3 protein-coding genes are annotated in these 1,902 nt (G+C 62.7%); 2 read left to right on the top strand and 1 reads right to left on the bottom strand.

The genetic code is table 11. The annotated features are described in order from the left end of the window. On the top strand, positions 1-669 hold a 669-nt coding region (gene amrS, locus B3V69_RS12705), incomplete at its 5' end, for an AmmeMemoRadiSam system radical SAM enzyme (RefSeq protein WP_296447079.1). 17 nt (positions 670-686) lie between these two features. After that, positions 687-1,328 carry a dienelactone hydrolase family protein gene (locus B3V69_RS12700; RefSeq protein WP_296447077.1) on the top strand — a complete coding sequence of 214 codons (642 nt, stop codon included), beginning with the start codon at positions 687-689 and terminating at the stop codon, positions 1,326-1,328. 34 nt (positions 1,329-1,362) lie between these two features. Here B3V69_RS12700 and B3V69_RS12695 read toward each other — a convergent pair. Next, positions 1,363-1,902 (bottom strand): phosphoribosyltransferase (locus tag B3V69_RS12695; RefSeq protein ID WP_296447076.1); only part of this gene is annotated, 540 nt, incomplete at its 5' end.

Here is a 1,902-nt window from a genome sequence, read left to right as displayed (position 1 = left end):
TTTGCCGAGTACGCCATGGATGTGGCCGATGCCTGCCATGCGCTGGGCGTGCAGGCGGTGGCGGTGACGGCCGGCTACATGCACGACCAGCCGCGGCGTGATTTTTACGCCAAGATGGACGCCGCCAATGTGGACCTGAAGGCCTTCACCGACGATTTCTATTTCAAGCTCACCGGCTCCCATCTGCAGCCGGTGCTCGACACCCTGGTCTACCTCCGGCACGATACCCAGGTGTGGTTCGAGATCACCACCTTGCTGATCCCGGGCCACAACGACTCGGATGAAGAAATCACGGCGATGAGCCGCTGGATCATGAAGGAGCTCGGGCCCGATGTGCCACTGCACTTCTCGGCCTTCCATCCCGACCACAAGATGCCCGACGTACCGGCCACCCCACCCGCCACGCTGGTTCGCGCCCGCAACATCGCGCTCCAGGAGGGCTTGCACTACGTCTACACCGGCAATGTGCATCACGAAGAAGGCGACACCACCTATTGCCCGGCTTGCCACGCCTCGCTGATCGTGCGCGACTGGTACCAGATCAAACAATACCGGCTTAGCGCTGACGGCCACTGCCCGGACTGTGGCGCTAGCGTGGCCGGGCGTTTTGCCGCGCAGAGCGGCAACTTTGGCCGCAAACGGATCCCGATTGCCATCAACGCCGCATGAAACCTTGGAGATAGAACATGACCCCTCAGCTGGTTCGCATTCCGGCGGATGACGTCCATATCGAAGGCATGCTGGAGCTGCCGGCCGATGCCCAGGGACTGGTGCTGTTTGCCCATGGCAGCGGCAGCAGTCGCCACAGTCCGCGCAACAATTTCGTGGCCCAGGTGTTGCACAACAAGGGCATCGGCACGCTGTTGCTGGACTTGCTCACCCTGGCGGAAGATCTGGACTACCAGACCCGCTTTGACATTACGTTGTTAACCCACCGCCTGCTGGTCGCCACCTACTGGGTCAAGATCCACACGCCACCGCCCCGCCGCCTGCTGATTGGCTACTTTGGTGCCAGCACCGGGGCGGCCGCGGCCTTGCAGGCTGCGGCCGCCCTGGGTGAGGATATCCATGCGGTCGTTTCGCGCGGCGGTCGCCCCGACCTGGCGGGAAGCCACGAGCTCGCCAAGGTCAAAGCACCCACCTTGCTGCTGGTGGGGAGCCGTGATGAGGAGGTGCTCGAACTCAACCGCGAGGCCTATGCCCAGCTGTCCTGCCACAAAGAGTTGTCCATTGTTCCCGGCGCCACGCATCTGTTTGAGGAAACAGGCGCACTGGAAAAAGTGGCGGATCAGGCCGCCACCTGGTTCAGCCAGTATCTGAAAACCTGAGTCTGGCCCGCGAGCCTGCTGGTTTCAGCCAGTTTCAGGACGCTTTCAAGATCTCGATCACCTCGTCATCGTCAACCTGCGGGAAGTGCTGGTAGAACTGCCCCACCGCCTGGAAGAACCGTGGCGCTTCGAGACACACCACCTCGTCCGCCATGTCGGCCACTTTGGTCAGCGTATCGGGTGGCGCCACCGGCACGGCGCAGATCAGTTTTTCTGGTTTGCTCGCGCGCAAGCCATGCAAGGCGGAGATCATGGTGGCACCGGTGGCCAGACCGTCGTCGATCACGATGACGACGCGCCCCGTGGGGTCTATGGAAGGGCGAATCGGCGTGTACTGGGCGCGGCGCTGGCGGATGGTCTCCATCTGCAAGCGCTTCTCGGTCGCGATGTAGTCCGCGCTCGCGCCGTAGAGCCCGGCGTAGTCGGCAATGAAGGTCCAGCCGCTTTCATTGACCGAACCTATCGCCAGCTCCGGCTGCTGCGGCGCACGCAGTTTGCGCACCAGCACCACATAAAGCTCGCCAGACAGCTGGTCCGCAATGATCTTGCCCATCGGCACCGCACCGCGAGGAAT

The organism is Rhodoferax sp. UBA5149 (assembly GCF_002413825.1).
Classification (GTDB): Bacteria; Pseudomonadota; Gammaproteobacteria; order Burkholderiales; family Burkholderiaceae_C; genus Rhodoferax.
Note: the sequence above shows the minus strand (reverse complement) of the source record. Positions and strands in the feature narration are given on the sequence as shown.